Consider the following 19,312-nt stretch of genomic DNA (forward strand, 5'->3'; position numbering starts at 1 on the left):
GTTGCAATCGCCGAGACGGCAAAAGCGTTGCGCGAAGCCGCGCGGCGATGCTAGCCGCAAATCCATGTCCGTAGATACCGCAACCGTGAAGAAGATCGCGAGCCTCGCCCGCATCGCGATCACCGAGGAGGACGCGACGCGCCTCGCCCCCGAGCTTGGGAATATCCTGGGCTGGATCGAGCAACTGGGCGAGGTCGACACCCAAGGGGTCGAGCCGATGACCGCGGTGATCCCGAACCAGCTTCGCCTGCGCGACGACGTCGTCAATGACGGCGGCATCCGCGACCTCCTCATGCAGAATGCGCCGCAGGCCGAACATGGCTTCTTCACGGTGCCCAAGGTGATCGAATAATGACTGATCTCACCACACTCGGCATCGCCGCCATCCGCGACGGCGTGCGCGACGGCCAGTTCAAGGCGCGCGAGGTCGCCGAGGCCTTCAACGCCAAGGTCGCGGGCGCGCGCGCGCTCAACGCCTTCCTGGTCGAAACCCCCGATCACGCGCTCGCCGCCGCCGATGCGGCGGACGCGGCGCGCGCGGCGGGCGAGACGCTCAAGCCGCTGGCGGGCGTGCCGATCGGCATGAAGGACCTGTTCGCGACCAAGGGCGTCGCGACCACCGCCGCCAGCAAGATCCTGGAAGGCTTCGTGCCGCCTTATGAGTCCACCGTTTCGCAGAATCTGTGGAATGCGGGCGCAGGCATGCTCGGCAAGCTGAACCTCGACCAGTTCGCCATGGGCTCGTCCAACGAGACCAGCGCCTTCGGCAACGTCATCTCGCCCTGGCGTCGCCCCAACGACACCGCCGCGCTCGCCCCCGGCGGGTCGTCGGGCGGTTCGTCGACGGCGGTGTCGGCGGGCCTGGCACCGGGTGCGACCGGCACCGACACCGGCGGCTCGATCCGCCAGCCCGCTGCCTTCACCGGCATTTCGGGCATCAAGCCGACCTATGGCCGCTGCTCGCGCTGGGGCACGATCGCCTTTGCCTCCTCGCTCGACCAGGCGGGGCCGATGGCGCGCGACGTGCGCGACTGCGCGATCATGCTGGAGGCGATGGCGGGCTTCGACGCCAAGGATGCGACCTCGCTGAAGCTGGACGTGCCGAATTGGGAAGCCGCGCTGTCGGCGGACCTCAAGGGCAAGAAGGTCGGCGTGCCCAAGGAATACCGCGTCGACGGCATGCCCGCCGAGATCGAGGCGCTGTGGCAGCAGGGCATCGACTGGCTGCGTGATGCAGGTGCCGAGATCGTCGAGGTCTCGCTGCCGCACACCAAATACGCGCTGCCCGCTTACTACATCATCGCGCCGGCCGAGGCGTCGTCCAACCTCGCCCGCTATGACGGCGTGCGCTACGGCCTGCGCGACCTGCCCGAAGGGGCGGGGTTGCAGGACATGTACGCCGCGACGCGCGCCGCCGGGTTCGGCGACGAGGTGAAGCGTCGCATCCTGATCGGCACCTATGTGCTGTCGGCGGGCTTCTACGACGCCTATTACACCCAGGCGCAGAAGGTCCGCACGCTGATCGCGCGCGATTTCGAGCGGGCGTTTGAGCAATGCGACGTGCTCCTCACCCCGACCGCGCCCTCGGCGGCGTTCGCGCTGGGCGAGAAGCAGGCCGATCCGCTGGCCATGTATCTCAACGACGTGTTCACGGTGCCCGCCTCGCTGGCCGGGCTGCCCGCCATGTCGGTGCCGGGCGGTCTGGACAAGGACGGGCTGCCGCTCGGCCTCCAGATCATCGGCAAGCCGCTGGACGAGCAGGGCGTGCTGAACGCCGGGCTCGCCATCGAACAGCGCGCGGGCTTCACCGCCCGTCCGCAGGCCTGGTGGTAAGCGACCGCGCCTTCACGGCCCGCAACATCGCGGTGTTGCGGGAAGCACAGGGCGCCCTGAACGTCGCGTTCGGGGCGATCCTCAGCGCCTATGTCGGCGTGTCGCTCAGCCATATGGAAAGCCAGCCCTTCGACCATCACACGCTGGCGCGGTTCTTCCTGGGCGTGGCGGGGTTCATCCTGTGCCTGTGCGTGGGCAATAGCGTGATCCTGCGCGGCGAGGTGCGGCTGGGCATCCTGTTCCTGCTGCTGGGGGCGGGCGCGGCCTATATCGGGTTGCGGGAGGCGCGGCATCTCGGTTTCGAGACGTCGGTCCTGCGCATCCTGTCGACCTGCTGGATCGTCGCCCTGCTGGGCAGCAACGCCGTCCTGACGGCGATCAACTATCTTCATCATCGAGATCGAACATGAGCGAATATCGCATCCAGGGCGCGACGGGGGAATGGGAGGTCGTGATCGGCCTGGAAGTCCATGCCCAGGTCACCTCCAACGCCAAGCTGTTCTCCGGCGCGGCGACCGCGTTCGGCGCGGAGCCCAACACCCAGGTCTCGCTGGTCGATGCCGCGATGCCCGGCATGCTGCCCGTGCCCAATATGGAGTGCATCCGCCAGGCGGTGCGCACCGGCATGGCGATCGACGCGCAGATCAACAAATGGTCGCGCTTCGACCGGAAGAACTATTTCTACGCCGATCTGCCGCAGGGCTATCAGATCAGCCAGCTCTACCACCCGCTGGTGGGCGAGGGTGCGATCGAGATCAGCCTGGATGAGAAGAACCCCGACGGCCCGACCAAGTCGATCGGCGTCGAGCGCATCCATGTCGAGCAGGATGCGGGCAAGCTGATGCACGACCAGCATCCGACGCGGTCGTATGTCGACCTCAACCGTTCGGGCGTGGCGCTGATGGAGATCGTCAGCCGCCCCGACATGCGTTCGCCCGCCGAAGCAGGGGCTTATCTGCGCAAGCTGCGCGCCATTCTCCGCTATGTCGGGTCGTGCGACGGCAATATGGAAGAAGGCTCGATGCGCGCCGACGTGAACGTGTCTGTGCGCAAGCCCGGCGACGAGTTCGGCACGCGGACCGAGACGAAGAACGTCAACTCGGTCCGCTTCGTCATGGCCGCGATCGAGTATGAGGCCAAGCGGCAGGTCGCGGTGCTGGAGGATGGCGGCAAGATCGTCCAGGAAACGCGCCTCTTCAACGTCGAGAGCGGCACGACGCGTTCGATGCGGTCGAAGGAAGATGCGCATGATTACCGCTACTTCCCCGATCCCGACCTGCTGCCGCTGGAGCTGACCGACGCGTTCGTCGAGGAATGCCGCGCCAGCCTGCCCGAACTGCCCGACGCCAAGCGTCGCCGTTACGAGGCGCTGGGCCTGACCCCGTATAATGCGGGCGTGCTGACCGCCGAGGTCGAGACGGCGCGCTGGTTCGATGGCCTGCTGGAGGCGCTGGAAGGCACGAGCGCCAAGCCCGCACAGGCGGCCAACTGGGTCGCGGCCGAACTGTTCGGCGCGCTCAACCGGCTGGGCAAGGACATCACCGAAAGCCCGGTCAGCCCCGCCCAGGCGGCCGAACTGTTGGCGCTGGTCGCCGACGGCACGCTGTCGGGCAGCCTGTCCAAGCAGGTGTTCGAGATCATGCTGGAGACGGGTGACGGCCCCTCGAAGATCGTCGAGGAGCGTGGCCTCAAGCAGACCAGCGACACCGGCGCGATCGAGGCGGTGATCGCCGAGGTTCTGGAGAAGAACCCCAACCAGCTGGGCCAGTATCGCGGGGGGAAGGAGGCGCTGTTCGGATTCTTCGTCGGTCAGACGATGAAGGCGATGGGCGGCAAGGCCAACCCGGCGGTGGTCAACGACCTGCTCAAGAAGGCGCTGGCGGGGTGATGTAGTGCCCCCCCTTCCCGCAAGCGGGAGGGGGCCGGGGGAGGGCCTGGTGTCTCTCAGGGGGCATCGCCTGTGGCTTTCCCTCCCCCATCCCCTCCCGCTTGCGGGAGGGGCGTGCCTTTGGCGAGCGACATGCGCTGTCGTGAGCTTCGAATCTAGCGAACGGCCTTCGATAATCTTCTCGCCTTGCCGCCAGCTTCTCCCCTCCCGCAGGCGGGAGGGGCTGGGGGGGGCAAGGGTGTCTCACCGAGACCGGCGCCCTGCTATTGCGCGTCCAGATCCTGGTTCCGCACGACACCGCCGGTCCCGCCGACGCCGTCATGCTCGCCGCTGCTGGTGAACGTCACCGGCTCCTCGCCACCCTCACCACGCTTGACCGCGTCGGACCGCGCCTCGACCGCCTGCTCGATATCGCTGCGCTCGTCCTCGCGCGGCGGGCTGTCGGGGTTGTTCTCCGGCGCCTCGGCGGGCGGGCTGTCGGGATGGTTTTCGGGGTTGGTCGCCATCGTCTTCCTCAAATCTGCGGGGGCTGCTGCGTGCCGGGATCGCCGGGGCCGGTGCCGGGGGCGGGCTGGTCGATATCGGGGCCGGGCGGCACGATTTCGGGCGGGGGCGCGTCGGGCTGCGCGGGCTGGGTCGGCTGCGGGCTTTCGGGCGGGGGCTGGGTGGCCATTCTCGCTCTCCAATTCGGACTGGGGAGGGGATAAACGCATCGCGACCGCACATGTTGCCTGTTGTCCCTTGCCGAAGCCGCCCATGGTGATATAGACGCGCGCCCATCGGCGGTGTCCTCGTGCGGGCGTGGCGGAACTGGTAGACGCGCTGGATTTAGGTTCCAGTATCGTAAGATGTGGGGGTTCGAGTCCCTTCGCCCGCACCAGTCCCCGGTCAAAACGGGGCGACAGCCACACGGAATTTCTCCAGATTGAAGGCCTTTAGATGCAGACTGTCGAGACGCTGAACGAGGGGCTGAAGCGCGCCTACACGCTCACCATCACCGCCCAGGATATCGAGGGCAAGGTCGATGCCGAACTGAAGCGCATCGCTCCGCAGATGAAGATGCCCGGCTTCCGCCCCGGCAAGGTGCCCGCCAACCTCGTCCGCAAGATGCACGGCCCGGCGCTCCTCCAGGACGCGCTGAACACCGCGCTGCAGGAAGGCGTGCAGTCGCTGATCGTCGAGCAGGGCCTGCGCCCCGCGATGCAGCCGCAGGTCGAGCTGGTCGGTGAGTATGAGCAGGGCAAGGATGCCACGCTGAACGTCACGCTCGAGGTTCTGCCGACCGTTCCGACCCCCGCGATCGACGCGCTGAAGCTGGAGCGTCTGACCGTGGCCGTCGCCGACGAGGCGGTGGACGAGCAACTCCAGAAGTTCGCCGACCAGCAGAAGCGCTGGGACGATGCGGGCGACAAGGCTGCGGCCGAGGGTGACCAGGTCACCGTCGACTTCGTCGGCAAGACCGCCGACGGCGTCGCCTTCGAGGGCGGCTCGGGCGAGGACATGGCGGTCGAGATCGGCGCGGGTCGTCTGATCCCCGGTTTCGAGGACCAGCTGGTCGGCGTGAAGGCCGGTGAAGAGAAGCAGATCTCGGTCACCTTCCCCGAGGACTATCCCGCCAAGGACCTGGCCGGTCAGCCCGCGACCTTCGACCTGACGATCAAGTCGGTGAAGACCGCCGGCGAAGCCAAGATCGACGATGAGATGGCGAAGAATCTGGGCCTCGAGAGCCTGGAGCAGCTGCGCGGCCTGCTGAAGGGGCAGATCGAGCAGGAGCATAACGGCCTGACCCGCACCTACATGAAGCGCAAGCTGCTCGACCAGCTGGCCGATGGTCACGACTTCGAAGTGCCGCCGTCGATGGTCGAGGCCGAGTTCTCGCAGATCTGGGCGCAGCTCGAGCATGAAGCGACCCATGAGGAAGACCCCGAGGCCGCCAAGGCCGAGATGGAGAAGGAGCGCGACGACTATCGCAAGATCGCCGAGCGCCGCGTCCGTTTGGGCCTGCTCCTCTCGGAGATCGGCCAGGCCAATGGCGTCGAAGTGACCGCGCAGGAGATGAACCGCCTGATCGCGCAGGCCGCGCAGCAGTACGGCCCCGAGGATCGCCAGCGCTTCATCCAGTATATCCAGCAGGAGCCGATGGCCGCCGCCCAGCTGCGCGCCCCGCTCTATGAGGACAAGGTCGTCGACTTCCTGTTCGGCAAGGCCGAGATCACCGACCGCGAAACCACGCGCGAGGAACTGGAAGCCGCGATCGAGAGCGAGGACGGTTTCGCGACCGGCACGCACGTCCACAATCATGACCACGACCATGATCATGACCATGACCATGACCACGGGGCCAAGAAGTCGAAGGTGAAGGCCAAGAAGGCCGACGTGACCGAGGACGCCGCCGCCGAGGAAGGCGCCGAGGACGCGCCGAAGAAGGCGACCCGCGCCAAGAAGGCCGCTCCGGCCGAAGGCGAGGCGGATGCCGCCGAGGCGACCGAGGAAGCCCCGGCCAAGAAGCCGCGCGCCAAGAAGGCCGCTGCTCCGGCGGAAGGCGAGGCCGAGGCCGAAGCGCCCGCCAAGAAGCCGCGTGCCAAGAAGGCCGCGCCGACCGAGTAAGGACGGCATCGGACTTCGGTTCGTGAACGAACGGGGAAGGGCGGTCGCGCAAGCGGTCGCCCTTCCTGCGTGAAGGCCATCTGTTCCTCCCCTTGCAGGGGTGTACGGGCTGTCCCGCCCGGCCGCGTTGGCGCATAGGGGCTGTGGGTAGTGACGGGGGGCCGGATCGCCCGCCTTTTGACGAGGATAGGTTGTGAACGAACCCCGGATCGCGGTGCTGCTGCCCTGCTATAACGAAGAGGCCGCGATCGCGCAGACCATTGCGGGCTTCCGCGCCGCGCTGCCCTTGGCGACCATCTATGTCTATGACAATAACAGCCGGGATCGCACCGTGGAGGTGGCGCGCGCCGCCGGGGCGGTGGTCCGGTCGGAGCGGATCCAGGGCAAGGGCGCGGTCGTGCGGCGGATGTTCGCCGATATCGACGCGGATATCTATGTCATGGCGGACGGCGATGCGACTTATGACGCGGCCTCCGCGCCGGGGCTGGTCGCGCGCATGGTCGAGGAGCAGCTCGACATGGTGGTCGGCCAGCGTGTGAGCGAGGCCGAACTCGCCTATCGGCGCGGGCACCGCTTCGGCAATGCGATGCTGACCGGGATGCTGGCGCGGCTGTTCGGGCGCAGCTTCTCCGACATTCTGTCGGGCTACCGCGTCTTCTCGCGGCGCTTCGTCAAGAGCTTCCCCGTCCTGTCGGTCGGCTTCGAGATCGAGACCGAGATCAGCGTCCATGCACTCGAACTCAAAATGCCCTGTGCCGAGGTGGCGACCCCCTATTTCGCGCGGCCCGAGGGGTCGGCATCGAAGCTGAGCACCTATTCGGACGGCTGGCGCATCCTGCGCACCATCATCAAGCTGTACCGGATCGAGCGGCCGCTCTGGTTCTTCGGCGCGATCGCCGCGCTGTTCGCGGCGGCGGCCATCCTGCTCGCGGTGCCGTTGATCCTGACCTATCTCGACACGCATCAGGTGCCACGCTTCCCGACCGCGATCCTGTCGACCGGGCTGATGCTGCTGGCGGCGCTGAACGTCTTTACCGGGCTGATCCTCGATACCGTGGTGCGCGGGCGGCAGGAGGTGCGGCGGCTGGCCTATCTGGCGCAGCCCGCCCCCGGCTCGGCGGGCTGAGCGGGCAGGGCGAGCGCGAACAGCGCAAAGCCGCTGGCGATCGTCCAGACCAGCGTCCGCTCCATGAACCAGACATGGATCATGGTATGCTGCCAGAACAGGATGAGCATGGCGGCGATGGCGCCATTGGACAGCAGGAGCGCGACCACCCGCGCGCGCATCGCCGGGTCGGGACGGGCGAGCAGCCGCCGCGCGCCCCACATGCCCGCCACCAGCGCGATCAGCACGACCGCGCCCGCCATCAGCGGCATTCCCGCCGCCAGCCCGTCAATGCCCTTGGCCAGCTGGCGCGCCATATGGACGATGCCCAGATCGGACGTCTCGCCATGCGAGGCGTCGAGGCCCAGCCGGACCTGAAGCTGCCCCGCATCCGCGCGTAGCGCCCGGACGCCGAACACCTGCGCGACCAGCGCGATCTTCAGCGCCGCCATCGTCGCGATCGCGCCCAGATAGGCCGCCAGCGGCGCGACGGGCAGGGGAGCGGAGGCGCGTTCCTCGCCCGGCCTGGCGGCAAAGGCCAGGCCGCCGATCACCGCCGCCAGCCCCAGCGGAATGCCGCCGGTCAGGAACTCGAAGGTCAGGGTCAGCGCGCCGAACAGTCCGGCACTCAGCATCGCCATCCGCGCCCCGATCCCGCGCCCCGTGCCCAGCGCCGCCAGCATCAGCAGATAGCCGATCAGCACGATGTCCGCCGGACCATGGCCCAGCGACTGGCCATAGCTTTCCAGCCCGAACCCGCGTGCGAAGGCGAGGAAGACGATCAGCCAGAACAGCCCCTCCGCCCGCCGCCGTCCCCGTGCCAAGGCGAGCAGCCCGATGACGATCCCCGCCAGCACCAGCAATGTCGACAGGCCATGATAGATCCCCCGGATCGCCGCCACCGACAGCCGGCGCAGCAGCAGCCGGGCGAGCAGCGTGTGACCATGGATATAGCGGTGATAATAGCTGGTCGTGCCCGTCCGCTCGCCCGCCAGGAAGCCGCGCAGGCTGCTGCACTGGGTCCGGGGTTCGATGGGCGGCGTGACCAGCGGGCTGACGGTCAGCGCCGTCGCACTGGCGCGCTGGTCGAGCGCGAGGCGAAGGATCAGGCAGTCATTATATTGATGCCATCCGATCGCGGTATCACCCTTCAGATAGTCGCGGTCCTGCAACGCACCCTCGGCAAAGGCCTGTCGGACATGCGCGCGTGCTGCGGGCAGATCGAGTCCGATCGCGGCGTGATTGGCCAGCAGGAACAGCAGGAACAGGACCGCGCCGATAACCGCCCCGCTCACCGCGCCGAGAAGCAGCGCACGTGGTCGCATGACGCGAAGCGCCGTGGTCAGGGCCGGAGACGGCGTTCGTGCCAACGTCATGATTTTGCCGGATACCGCCTCTCGCGTCCTTGCGCACCGGTGTAGCGTGCGCGCGCGTAAAAAAGGGTAAACGCTGCATCGCGGCATGCGGGGCGGTCGCCGGGGCTTGAATATGCGCTGGCATCACGCGACATAGGGGCTCTTCTGGGCATAAGAGAGATATCCATGCACAATCCGTTCGAGACCGGCGATTTCGCGAGCCCGCTGGCACAGGCCGGCGTCGGGCTGCGGCAGACGCAGGCCGGTCTGGTTCCGATCGTCATCGAACAGTCGAACCGCGGCGAACGGTCGTTCGATATTTTCAGCCGCCTGCTGCGCGAGCGCATCATCTTCGTCACCGGCGGTGTCGAGGACGGGATGGCGTCGCTGATCTGCGCGCAGCTGCTGTTCCTCGAGTCGGAAAATCCGAAGAAGGACATCTTCATGTACATCAACTCGCCGGGCGGTGTCGTCACGGCGGGCATGGCGATCCATGACACGATGCAGTATATCCGGCCGCGCGTCGGCACGCTGTGCATCGGCCAGGCCGCCTCGATGGGCAGCTTCCTGCTGTCGGCGGGTGAGCCGGGCATGCGCGTAGCGACCACGAACAGCCGCATCATGATCCACCAGCCTTCGGGCGGGGCGCAGGGCATGGCCGCGGACATCGAGATCCAGGCGCGCGAAATCCTGCGCATGCGGCATTTCCTGAACTCGCTGTATGCCAAGTATACGGGCAAGCCGCTGGAGGAGATCGAGCGTGCGATGGACCGCGACAAGTTCATGGGCGCCGAGGAGGCCAAGGAATTCGGCCTGATCGACCAGGTGTTCGACAAGCGTCCGGTCCCGGCCGACGACGCGACGTCCGCGTAAGACGGGTCGTTCCGCGTGAACGGTTTATTTCGATTGTGACTTTATCGGGGTGCGGTACGATGCGCACCCCGGCAACGGTAGCGCACCGTTTGATGGGTGCGAGAGGTGATTGATGGACAAGGTGAGCGGTGGCAACTCGAAAAGCACCCTCTATTGCTCGTTCTGCGGCAAGTCGCAGCACGAGGTGCGCAAGCTGATCGCGGGGCCGACCGTCTTCATTTGCGACGAGTGCGTGGAGCTGTGCAACGACATCATCCGTGAGGAGACCAAGTCCGCTTTGGTGTCCAAGAAGGATGGTGGCGTGCCGACGCCGCAGGAAATCTGCAACGTGCTCGACGATTATGTCATCGGGCAGAAGCAGGCCAAGCGCGTCCTGTCGGTCGCGGTGCACAACCACTATAAGCGCCTGAACCACGGCGCGAAGGGCGCCGACGTCGAACTCGCCAAGTCGAACATCCTGCTCGTCGGCCCGACCGGCTGCGGCAAGACGCTGCTCGCGCAGACGCTGGCGCGCATCCTCGACGTGCCGTTCACCATGGCGGACGCGACGACGCTGACCGAGGCGGGCTATGTCGGCGAGGATGTCGAGAACATCATCCTCAAGCTGCTCCAGGCGTCGGATTACAATGTCGAGCGGGCGCAGCGCGGCATCGTGTACATCGACGAGATCGACAAGATCAGCCGCAAGGCCGAGAATCCCTCGATCACCCGCGACGTGTCGGGCGAGGGCGTCCAGCAGGCGCTGCTCAAGCTGATGGAAGGCACGACCGCCAGCGTTCCGCCCCAGGGCGGCCGCAAGCATCCGCAGCAGGAGTTCCTGCAGGTCGACACGACGAACATCCTGTTCATCTGCGGCGGCGCGTTCGCGGGTCTGGAAAAGATCATCGGCGACCGCCTGCAGGGCAAGTCGATCGGCTTTGGCGCCTATGTCGCGGCCCCCGAGGAGAAGCGGACCGGCGAATATCTGCGTCAGACCGAGCCCGAGGATCTGCTGAAGTTCGGCCTGATCCCCGAATTCGTCGGCCGTCTGCCGGTCATCGCGACGCTGGAGGACCTCGACATCGCGGCGCTGGTCAAGATCCTGTCCGAGCCGAAGAACGCGCTGGTGAAGCAGTATCAGAAGCTGTTCGAGATGGAGAATGTCGAACTCGACTTCACCGACGAGGCGCTGACCACGGTCGCCAAGAAGGCGATCGAGCGCAAGACGGGTGCTCGCGGGCTTCGCTCGATCCTGGAGGGCATCCTGCTCGACACCATGTTCGACCTGCCCGGCATGGACGGCGTCGACGAGGTGATGGTCGACAAGGACGTGGTCGAGGGCCGCAAGGAACCGATCCGCGTCTATGCCGAAAAGTCCAAGCAGAAGGACGGCGCGGCGGCCTGAACGCCGGCCCTGTGACCGGTGCGAGAAAGCGGGCGCTTCCGAAAGGAGGCGCCCGTTTTTCATGAGGATCATGCGATGGCCGTGATGCGCGATGCGGTGGACGGGGACCGGGTGGCGGTGGCGCGGATGCTGGGCCGCGCCTTCGCCGACGATCCGGCCATGTCCTATATCTTTCCCGATGCCGCCGACCGGGCGAAGCGCCTGCCTCGCCTGTTCGCGTTGCTGTTCGACAGCGATGCGGTCGGGATGCGGCTGGTGAGCCAGGCGGTGGATGCGGGCAGCTTCTGGCGACCGCCCGGACAGGCGCAGGTGCCGACCATGGCTTTTGTCCGGCGGCTGATCCCGGTGCTGCACGCGCTGGGGGCGGCGCTGCCCCGCGCGATGCGGCTGGGCGATGCGGTGGAAGCGCATTTCCCGGCCGAGCCCTTCTGGTATCTGCACATTGCGGGCGTCGATCCGGCGCGGCAGGGGCGGGGGCTGGGCGGTGCGTCGATCCGGGCGGGACTGGCCAGATGCGACGCGGACGGCGTGCCAGCCTATCTGGAGACCGCGACCGAGGGCAATGTCGGGCTCTACACGCGGCTGGGGTTCGAACTGATCGGGCCGTGGTCGGTCCCCAAAGGCGGCCCGCGCTTCTGGTCGATGATGCGGCCGGTCGGGGGAAAGTGAAACCCGTCGCCTGAAGGGGTGGCCCCGCTATGCCAGCCATGTCGTCCCGCTGTGGGTGGACGATAGCGGGCGGCGCGATCGGCACTTGGTTGCGATCTCGCAATGAATCCCGCCCCGATCGGGAGCCAACAGGGTGGTTGGCGCATTGGCATGACAGGAATGTCATCATGCCATGACGAGGAGACCCGACCAGCCATGAGCGAACCCGATGCCATCGTCTCCCCCGGACAGAAGCGCGCGCTGCTCCAGCGTCTGTTGATGCCCTGGTGGACCCTGGTGTTCCCGTTGCTGGGCCTGCTCGCCATCGCGGTCTCGCTCTACAAGATGGGGACGGTGGGGGTGGTCGTCGCGGCGATCATCCTGGTCGGCTGCGTGCTGTCGGCGGTGCATCAGGCCGAAGTCGTCGCGCACCGGGTCGGCGAGCCGTTCGGTACGCTCGTCCTGGCGGTCGCGGTGACGGTGATCGAGGTGTCGCTGATCGTCAGCCTGATGCTGTCCGATGCCGGCGATGCCTCCAGCCTGGCGCGCGATACCGTGTTCGCGGCGATCATGATCATCCTCAACGGCATTGTCGGCCTTTGCCTGCTGGCGGGGGGCGTGCAGCATGGCGAGCAGCGCTTCTCGCTGCGCGGGGCCAGTTCGTCGCTGAACGTGCTGAGCGCGATGGTCGTGTTGTCGCTGGTCCTGCCCAATTACGTCTCGTCCGCGCCGGGGCCGACCTATGCGACCTCGCAGCTGGTCTTCGTCGCGATCGTCAGCGTCATCCTGTACGGGACTTTCGTGATGGTGCAGACGGTGCGGCACCGCGACTATTTCCTCCCCGCGCACGAGGACATGCCCGCCGACGCCCATGCCGAGCCGCCGACCAATGCGGCCGCCTGGGCCGCGCTGGGGATGCTGCTGGTCGCGCTGGTCGGGGTGGTGCTGCTCGCCAAGGGGCTGTCGGGGATCGTCGAGGCGGCGATCCTGAACGCCGGGCTGCCGCTCGCCATCGTCGGCGTGGTCATCGCGGCGCTGGTCCTCGCGCCCGAAAGCCTGGCGGCGTACCGGGCGGCCAAGCGGAACCGGTTGCAGACCAGCCTCAACCTCGCGCTCGGGTCGGCGCTGGCGACGATCGGGCTGACCATTCCGGCGGTGGCGATCGTCTCGCTGATGCTCGGCCTGCCGCTCGCGCTGGGGATCGGGGCCAAGCAGATGATCCTGCTGGTGCTGTCGCTGTTCACCATCACGCTGACGCTGGGCAATGGCCGGACCACCGTGCTGGGCGGTGCGGTGCATCTGGTGATCTTCGCGGCCTATCTGTTCGTGACGGTGGTGCCGTGATTCTGAGCGCCACCCTCCGTTCAGCCTGAGCGAAGTCGAAGGCCAAGGGAATCCGGTCGGACCGGACACGCCTGGAACCCCGTTCGGCCCGTGGCCTTCGACTTCGCTCAGGCTGAACGGAGCGGGTGTTTAGTTCGGCTTCTTCTTCGCCGCCTGTTCCGCCTTCCACGCGCGGAACTGCTCGATCGCGACCGAGCGTTTCAGCACCTTCGCCCAGGGGTCGACCACGACGTGTGCGTCTTCGGGAAGGGTCAAGGTGCCCGTGCCGTCCGTCATCGGCAGCGTCTCGACCCTGTCACCCACCTGCACATCGACCGGCATCGGGAAGGGCCCGCCGCCCGGCACCTTCCATGTCAGCGTCAGCCGGTTGCCCGCCCGCGTCTCGACGATCTCGGGCAGCGCCGCCTGGCGCAGATAGACGTTGAAGAACCAGCCATAATCCTTGCCCGTCACCTGCCGGACAAAGCCCTCATACTCCCTGGTCGAGCCATAACGCGGCGTGAAATTCCCCGGCTTGGGATCGGTGCGGCCATAGACGGCAAGTCGTGTCACGTCCCAAAAGGCCTTGTCGCCGATCAGGTTGCGCAGGGTGTGGAGCATCCACGACCCCTTCATATAGATATCGAGGCCGGGGCCGCCCTTGGCGTCCTCATAGACGTCCTGCTCGGTCATGCTGCGATCATGGACGATGGGCGACTTGTTCGCGATCTGGCCGCGCTGCGCATCCATCATGACCGCATAGCGCGCCTCGCCCTCGCGCCAGCGGCCATAGCTGGGCTGCATATAGCTGCCATAGCCTTCGTGCAGCCAGAAATCGTCCCAGTCGACATTGGTCAGCTGGTTGCCGAACCATTCATGGCTGAACTCATGCTGGAACAGCCAGTCAAACCCCTCGGGCGCCTTGGCATATTCATTGCCGTAGGCGTTGATCGTCTGGTGCTCCATGCCCTTGTGCGGGGTTTCGACCACGCCGAGCTTCTCGTCGCCAAAGGGGAAGGGGCCGACCGTCGATTCGAAGAAATCCAGCGTCGGCGCGAATTCGGCGAACAGGCCTTCGGCCTTCTGCTTCTCGCCGGGCAGATACCAATAGAACATCGGGATCGTGTTGCCGAAGCGGCTCTTGTAGCGGCCCTGCACCACCTCATAGGGTCCGACGTTCAGCGCGATGGCATAGGTGTTGGGATGCTTGGTCCGCCAGTTCCAGCGGGTGCGCCCGTCGGCCAGCGTGTCGACGCCCAGCAGCACGCCGTTGGACGGTGCCTTCAACCCCTTGGGCACGGTGATGTGCAGCGTGACGACGCCCGGCTCGCCCATCGGATAGTCGAGGCAGGGCCAGAACAGGTCGCAGCCATAGCCCTGCGTCGTCGTCGCGAACCAGGGCTGCCCGTCGGGCGTCTTGGCCCAGACCACGCCGGTATCCCAGGGCGCCCGCACCGCGACATGCGGCGTGCCGCCATAGGTGATCCTGGCGCTGACCTTTTGTCCGGCGCGAAGCGGGCGGGGCAGGGTGACGACCAGCTGTCCTTCCGGATTGGACCATGCGGCGGGCTTGAGCGGCTTGCCGTCGATCGCGATCGCCTTGACCGGCAGATTGCGGTCGAGATCGATCACCAGCCGCGCTAGCGGCGACTTTGCGGTAAAGTCCAGCACCGCAATGCCGTTCAATTCCCGTGTGTCCGGCAGAATCTCGAACGACAGGTCGGCGCTGTCGAACCGCATGGCCCGTTGCTCGGGCGGGCGAACGCCGCCCGACACCATGGTCTGCGCGGTCAGCGGCGGCTCGCCCTTGCCGGGTAAGCCCTTGGGGCTCTGGGCAAAGGTGGCGGCAGCCCCACAGAGCAGAGAGGAGGCGAACAGCGCAGCAACGACATTCCGTATACGATTCATGCGGCATGGTGTCGCGCAACGCCGACGGCTTGGCAAGCCATCGATCGATCCACTGATCGCACCGACGATTGATGGAACGGCAACCCTCCCCATATAGTGTGATGAAGAGGCCCCGGTCGGGGCCGACCGGAGTTTGCATGAACCAGTCCTATCCCGTCCTTCCGCTGCGTGACATCGTCGTATTCCCGCACATGATCGTCCCCCTGTTCGTCGGTCGCGACAAATCGGTCGCGGCGCTCGAGGCGGCGATGGCGGCGGACAAGGAGATTTTCCTGGTCGCCCAGCTCGATCCCGCCGAGGACGATCCGGCGCGCGAGGATCTGTATGAGATCGGCGTCACCGCCACCGTCCTGCAACTGCTCAAGCTTCCCGACGGCACCGTCCGCGTGCTGGTCGAGGGCAAGGTGCGCGGCCGCCTGGCCGAGCTGGACGAATCGGGCGCCTTCCTGACCGCGACGATCGACGCGACCCCGGTCGAGGCCGACGAGGCCGCGCTGGAGGAGCAGGACCATGACATGAAGGCGCAGATCGCCGCCCTCATGCGCTCGGTGGTCGACCAGTTCGAGAATTACGCCAAGCTCAACCGCAAGCTGCCCGCCGAGACCGCGGTGCAGCTGGCCGAGATCGAGGATGCCTCGCAACTGGCCGATGCGGTCGCCGCCAACATCTCGGTCAAGGTCGCCGACAAGCAGGCGCTCTTGGTGGAGACCGATCCGGCCAAGCGGCTTGAGATGGCCTATGCGCTGATGGAAGGCGAGCTCGGCGTTCTTCAGGTCGAGAAGAAGATCAAGAGCCGCGTCAAGCGCCAGATGGAGAAGACGCAGCGCGAATATTATCTCAACGAGCAGCTCAAGGCGATCCAGCGCGAGCTGGGCAATGAGAGCGAGGATGGAGACGGCGACGAGATCGCCGAGCTGACCCAGAAGATCGCGACGCTCAAGCTGTCGAAGGAAGCGCGGACCAAGGCGACCGCCGAGCTGAAGAAGCTGAAGACCATGGCGCCGATGAGCGCCGAGGCGACCGTCGTGCGCAACTATCTCGACGTGCTGCTGGGCCTGCCCTGGGGCAAGAAGTCCAAGGTCAAGAAGGACATTGCGGCGGCGCAGGCGATCCTCGACCAGGATCATTATGCGCTGGAGAAGGTGAAGGACCGGATCGTCGAATATCTCGGCGTGCAGGCGCGCACCAACAAGCTGAAGGGGCCGATCCTGTGCCTCGTCGGCCCGCCGGGCGTCGGCAAGACCTCGCTGGGCCAGTCGATCGCCAAGGCCTGCGGGCGCGAGTTCATCCGCCAGTCGCTGGGCGGCGTACGCGACGAGGCCGAGATTCGCGGCCACCGCCGCACCTATATCGGCTCGCTGCCGGGCAAGATCGTGACCAACCTGAAAAAGGCCGGCACGTCCAACCCGCTGTTCCTGCTCGACGAGATCGACAAGCTGGGCCAGGATTTCCGCGGCGACCCCGCCTCGGCGCTGCTGGAGGTGCTCGACCCCGAACAGAATGCCAAGTTCAACGATCACTATCTGGAGATCGACATCGATCTGTCGGACGTGATGTTCGTGTGCACCGCGAACACGCTGAACCTGCCGCAGCCTTTGCTCGACCGCATGGAGATCATCCGGCTGGAAGGCTATACCGAGGACGAGAAGGTCGAGATCGCCGAGCGCCATCTGGTCGCCAAGCAGGTCGAGACGCACGGGCTGAAGGACGGCGAGTTCACGCTGACGCAAGACGGCCTGCGTGCGCTGATCCAGCGTTACACCCGCGAGGCGGGGGTTCGCACGCTGGAGCGTGAGATCGCGCGTCTCGCCCGCAAGGCGCTGCGCCAGATCCTGGAGGGCAAGGCGACCTCGGTGACGATCACGCCCGAAAACCTCCACGAGTTCGCGGGCGTGCAAAAGTATCGCCACGGCCTGTCCGAACAGGAGGACCAGATCGGTGCGGTCACGGGCCTCGCCTGGACCGAGGTGGGCGGCGAGTTGCTGACCATCGAATCGGTGACCGTGCCGGGCAAGGGGCAGGTGAAGACCACCGGCAAGCTGGGCGATGTGATGAAGGAATCGGTCCAGGCCGCCTTCAGCTTCGTCCAGGCGCGCAGCCCCAGCTTCGGGATCAAGCCGTCGCTGTTCCACCGCAAGGACATCCATATCCACCTGCCCGAGGGCGCGGTGCCCAAGGATGGCCCGTCGGCGGGTATCGGCTTGGTCACCTCGATCGTCTCGACGCTGACGGGGATCGCGGTGCGCAAGGATGTGGCGATGACCGGCGAGGTCACGCTGCGCGGCCGCGTGCTGCCGATCGGCGGCCTGAAGGAAAAGCTGCTCGCGGCGCTGCGGGGCGGGATCACCACCGTCCTCATCCCGCAGGAGAATGAGAAGGATCTGGCCGACATCCCGGCCAATATCCGCGAGGGCCTGAAGATCGTGCCGGTCGCGCATGTCGACGAGGTGCTGCGCCTGGCGTTGGTCGGGCCGCTGGAGGCGATCGACTGGACCGATGCGGACGAGTTGGCGGCGCTGCCGCCCGCGCCGATCCCGGCGGTCGGGGGCGAACGCCACCACTGATCGTCGCATCGCAAGGGCCGTCCGTCGAAGGAGGGGCGGCCCTTGTCATCGTCCTGACACGGGCTTCTGTTTGCGCGATCCTTCGCTTTTGCGGGATACGGGGGTTTGACAGCGCCGCCGGGTCCGGCATTATCGGCACTTTGATATTCGGGCGTCAGCAGTTAGGCTCGTTTTAATATCGGGATCATAGGGGGTTATGGAATGAACAAGCAGGAGCTGATCGCCACCGTCGCCGACTCCTCGGGGCTGGCGCGCGGGGATGCGGTCAAGGCCGTGGATGCCGTGTTCGAATCGATTACTGCCGCCCTGAAGAAGGGGGACGAGGTTCGCTTGGTCGGTTTCGGCACCTTTTCGGTGTCCAAGCGCAAGGCGTCGACCGGCCGCAACCCCCGTACTGGCGAGCCGATGACGATCAAGGCGTCGTCGCAGCCCAAGTTCAAGCCGGGCAAGCTGCTCAAGGACTCGGTGAACTGATTTTCTCGATTTTGGGGCTGGACAGGCGGTTCGCCGCCGCCTAAAGGCGCCTCTCCCGGTTACCGGGCGCGTAGCTCAGCGGTAGAGCACACCCTTCACACGGGTGGGGTCACAGGTTCAATCCCTGTCGCGCCCACCATGCAAATGGCAATGGCCGCCCGTCTCTTCCCCGTCGGAAGATGATCGGGCGGCCATTTTGCATTGGCGGAAACGCCGCGCGCGATCCTGTCGGCAACGGCTTCGACATCGCGCCTCGATCATGACGACATTGCCGCGCGCCCATGCCAGCCCCTCCCCTTCAGGGGAGGGGTTGGGGTGGGGCGTCGCCACGAACCGGACACTTGCGAAGACGCCCCACACCGGGGCTGTCATCCGAGGGCGGCAATCCCCCCTGTCATCCTCACCAGAGAACAGAAAATATCACCGCATCGTAAGATGATGCCGACGACGGTCGATGATTACCCCCAAACATTATGAATATTCCAGCCGCTCGCATGGCTATGTCGGCAAGGCTCCGACAATTAACGGCGATTTAGTGGCTTTGCCCTATGCTTTCCGGCGAAGGAGATTGCCATGCAGCCGGGGTATCGCCGCTCTCACACCGAATATGCCGTCTTTCCCATGGCCATGGCGTTTCAGCCGATCATGGACGTCTCGACCGGCCGACCCATGGCCTATGAGGCACTGGTGCGGGGCAGCAAGGGGGAAAGCGCGGCGAGCATCCTGGCCAGGGTGACGCCGGACACGCTCTATGCCTTCGACCAGCAATGCCGGGTGACCGCGATCGAGGGGGCGGTGGCCGCCGGGCTGCTCGACGGCGATGCGCGGCTGGCGATCAACTTCCTGCCGGCCACGGTCTATTGCCCGATCGCCTGTCTGGAGCCCACGCTGGAGACCGCGCGGCGGCTGAACCTGCCCCCCGAGCGGTTGATCTTCGAGTTTTCGGAGCGCGCCGATCCGGGCGACGGTGCGGCGTTGAAGACGATCCTCGATACCTATTCGCATATGGGCTTCGGCACCGCGATCGACGATTTCGGCGCGGGGCAGGCCGGGCTGACGCTGCTGGGGCAGGTCAGGACCGATTATATCAAGCTCGACATGGCGCTGATCCGCGGGATCGACGAGGCGATGCCGCGCCGCATGATCGTGGAAGGGGTCATCCGCATCGCCGACAAGATGGGCATGGCCGTCATGGCCGAGGGGGTCGAGACGCTCGGCGAATATGACACGCTGCGCCGCCTGGGCGTCCGCTATATGCAGGGCTATCTGTTCGCGCGGCCCGGCTTCCGGTGCCTGCCGCCGGGCACGGTCCCCGAGGAACCGTCCTGGGCGGCGATGGGCTGAGCCGTC

At 66.4% G+C, this 19,312-nt stretch carries 17 protein-coding genes and 2 tRNA genes; 15 read left to right on the forward strand and 4 right to left on the reverse strand.

The genetic code is table 11. The annotated features are described in order from the left end of the window. Positions 1 to 64 precede the first annotated feature (64 nt). From gatC to gatB, 4 genes are read left to right on the forward strand one after another with little or no spacing between them, the layout of a single operon-like run. Positions 65 to 352, forward strand: a complete 288-nt coding sequence (gene gatC / locus QE360_RS10965; protein ID WP_037568622.1) for an Asp-tRNA(Asn)/Glu-tRNA(Gln) amidotransferase subunit GatC — start codon at positions 65 to 67, stop codon at positions 350 to 352. Further along, positions 352 to 1,833, forward strand: coding sequence for an Asp-tRNA(Asn)/Glu-tRNA(Gln) amidotransferase subunit GatA (gene gatA / locus QE360_RS10970; RefSeq protein WP_309701512.1), 1,482 nt, complete (start codon positions 352 to 354; stop codon positions 1,831 to 1,833). The genes gatC and gatA overlap by 1 nt, the downstream gene beginning before the upstream one ends. Continuing rightward, the gene (locus QE360_RS10975) at positions 1,827 to 2,243 is read left to right on the forward strand and encodes a hypothetical protein (protein ID WP_307100135.1); all 417 of its coding nucleotides are present in this window, start codon (positions 1,827 to 1,829) and stop codon (positions 2,241 to 2,243) included. The genes gatA and QE360_RS10975 overlap by 7 nt, the downstream gene beginning before the upstream one ends. Next, positions 2,240 to 3,721, forward strand: a complete 1,482-nt coding sequence (gene gatB / locus QE360_RS10980; protein WP_309701516.1) for an Asp-tRNA(Asn)/Glu-tRNA(Gln) amidotransferase subunit GatB — start codon at positions 2,240 to 2,242, stop codon at positions 3,719 to 3,721. Before QE360_RS10975 ends, gatB begins: the two co-directional genes overlap by 4 nt. A 263-nt stretch (positions 3,722 to 3,984) precedes the next feature. On the opposite strand, the gene QE360_RS10985 is transcribed toward gatB, so the two are convergent. Beyond that, the gene (locus QE360_RS10985) at positions 3,985 to 4,227 is read right to left on the reverse strand and encodes a hypothetical protein (RefSeq protein WP_307100131.1); all 243 of its coding nucleotides are present in this window, start codon (positions 4,225 to 4,227) and stop codon (positions 3,985 to 3,987) included. Between the two features lie 8 nt (positions 4,228 to 4,235). After that, positions 4,236 to 4,394: a hypothetical protein gene (locus QE360_RS10990; protein ID WP_307100127.1), complete on the reverse strand. Its 159-nt coding sequence runs from the start codon at positions 4,392 to 4,394 to the stop codon at positions 4,236 to 4,238. A 122-nt stretch (positions 4,395 to 4,516) separates the two neighbouring features. Here QE360_RS10990 and QE360_RS10995 point away from each other — a divergent pair. From QE360_RS10995 to QE360_RS11005, 3 genes are all read left to right on the forward strand, one after another. Then, positions 4,517 to 4,601, forward strand: a tRNA-Leu gene (locus QE360_RS10995). Positions 4,602 to 4,660: 59 nt separating this feature from the next. Beyond that, on the forward strand, positions 4,661 to 6,328 hold the full coding sequence (gene tig, locus QE360_RS11000) for a trigger factor (protein WP_309701519.1): 1,668 nt from the start codon (positions 4,661 to 4,663) through the stop codon (positions 6,326 to 6,328). A 193-nt stretch (positions 6,329 to 6,521) separates the two neighbouring features. Then, the gene (locus QE360_RS11005) at positions 6,522 to 7,454 is read left to right on the forward strand and encodes a glycosyltransferase family 2 protein (protein ID WP_309701521.1); all 933 of its coding nucleotides are present in this window, start codon (positions 6,522 to 6,524) and stop codon (positions 7,452 to 7,454) included. On the opposite strand, the gene QE360_RS11010 is transcribed toward QE360_RS11005, so the two are convergent. Then, the gene (locus QE360_RS11010) at positions 7,418 to 8,809 is read right to left on the reverse strand and encodes a hypothetical protein (RefSeq protein ID WP_309701523.1); all 1,392 of its coding nucleotides are present in this window, start codon (positions 8,807 to 8,809) and stop codon (positions 7,418 to 7,420) included. The genes QE360_RS11005 and QE360_RS11010 overlap by 37 nt on opposite strands. A gap of 165 nt (positions 8,810 to 8,974) precedes the next feature. Between QE360_RS11010 and QE360_RS11015 the strand changes: the two genes are divergently transcribed. The 4 genes from QE360_RS11015 (at position 8,975) to QE360_RS11030 (ending at position 13,037) form a co-directional block, all read left to right on the forward strand. Next, entirely contained in the window at positions 8,975 to 9,661 is a 687-nt protein-coding gene (locus tag QE360_RS11015) for an ATP-dependent Clp protease proteolytic subunit (protein ID WP_307100119.1), read from the forward strand. A 112-nt stretch (positions 9,662 to 9,773) separates the two neighbouring features. Beyond that, positions 9,774 to 11,045 (forward strand): ATP-dependent Clp protease ATP-binding subunit ClpX, encoded by a 1,272-nt coding sequence (gene clpX, locus QE360_RS11020; protein WP_307100117.1) that lies wholly within the window; start codon positions 9,774 to 9,776, stop codon positions 11,043 to 11,045. A 75-nt stretch (positions 11,046 to 11,120) separates the two neighbouring features. Beyond that, positions 11,121 to 11,714: a GNAT family N-acetyltransferase gene (locus QE360_RS11025; protein WP_309701525.1), complete on the forward strand. Its 594-nt coding sequence runs from the start codon at positions 11,121 to 11,123 to the stop codon at positions 11,712 to 11,714. Positions 11,715 to 11,909: 195 nt separating this feature from the next. Then, the gene (locus QE360_RS11030; protein WP_309696714.1) at positions 11,910 to 13,037 is read left to right on the forward strand and encodes an ionic transporter y4hA; all 1,128 of its coding nucleotides are present in this window, start codon (positions 11,910 to 11,912) and stop codon (positions 13,035 to 13,037) included. Positions 13,038 to 13,166: 129 nt separating this feature from the next. Here QE360_RS11030 and QE360_RS11035 read toward each other — a convergent pair whose 3' ends face one another. Beyond that, positions 13,167 to 14,924, reverse strand: a complete 1,758-nt coding sequence (locus QE360_RS11035; RefSeq protein WP_309701527.1) for a M1 family metallopeptidase — start codon at positions 14,922 to 14,924, stop codon at positions 13,167 to 13,169. A 137-nt stretch (positions 14,925 to 15,061) separates the two neighbouring features. Between QE360_RS11035 and lon the strand changes: the two genes are divergently transcribed. The 4 genes from lon (at position 15,062) to QE360_RS11055 (ending at position 19,306) form a co-directional block, all read left to right on the forward strand. After that, positions 15,062 to 17,488 carry an endopeptidase La gene (lon, locus tag QE360_RS11040; RefSeq protein ID WP_307100110.1) on the forward strand — a complete coding sequence of 809 codons (2,427 nt, stop codon included), beginning with the start codon at positions 15,062 to 15,064 and terminating at the stop codon, positions 17,486 to 17,488. A gap of 201 nt (positions 17,489 to 17,689) precedes the next feature. Then, the gene (locus QE360_RS11045) at positions 17,690 to 17,962 is read left to right on the forward strand and encodes an HU family DNA-binding protein (RefSeq protein ID WP_042489856.1); all 273 of its coding nucleotides are present in this window, start codon (positions 17,690 to 17,692) and stop codon (positions 17,960 to 17,962) included. Positions 17,963 to 18,026: 64 nt separating this feature from the next. After that, a tRNA-Val gene (locus QE360_RS11050) sits at positions 18,027 to 18,101 on the forward strand. 434 nt (positions 18,102 to 18,535) lie between these two features. Next, positions 18,536 to 19,306, forward strand: a complete 771-nt coding sequence (locus tag QE360_RS11055; RefSeq protein ID WP_309701528.1) for an EAL domain-containing protein — start codon at positions 18,536 to 18,538, stop codon at positions 19,304 to 19,306. The last annotated feature ends 6 nt before the right edge of the window (positions 19,307 to 19,312 follow it).

Origin of the sequence: Sphingomonas sp. SORGH_AS_0789, from assembly GCF_031453055.1 — a bacterium.
Classification (GTDB): Bacteria; Pseudomonadota; Alphaproteobacteria; order Sphingomonadales; family Sphingomonadaceae; genus Sphingomonas.